The sequence below is a fragment of the Caballeronia sp. ATUFL_M2_KS44 genome, assembly GCF_023630965.1.
Classification (GTDB): Bacteria; Pseudomonadota; Gammaproteobacteria; order Burkholderiales; family Burkholderiaceae; genus Caballeronia; species Caballeronia concitans.
In genome coordinates this window covers 1-243 of record NZ_JALQEA010000066.1, presented here as the reverse complement: position 1 = coordinate 243, position 243 = coordinate 1, and the positions used below count along the sequence as shown (strand labels likewise).

Genomic DNA, 243 nt, shown 5'->3' with positions numbered 1-243 from the left:
CTCGTGGATCGCAGCGGCGCAACGCCCGTGCGAGTTTTCGAATCCGGCGCGATCCTGCTTTATCTCGCGGAGAAGTTCGGCGCATTCGTGCCGACGGAACCGGCAAAGCGCGCCGAGTGCTTGTCGTGGCTTTTTTGGCAGATGGGAAGCGCGCCCTATCTGGGCGGTGGATTCGGGCACTTCTATGCTTATGCGCCGAGCAAGATGGAATATCCGATCGATCGCTTCGCCATGGAAGTGAAG

The 243-nt window shown here is 59.7% G+C and carries 1 pseudogene; it reads left to right on the top strand.

Going from position 1 to position 243, the window contains the following annotated elements:
* A pseudogene (locus NCR39_RS27740) lies at positions 1–243 on the top strand (glutathione-dependent disulfide-bond oxidoreductase); the annotation flags it as partial.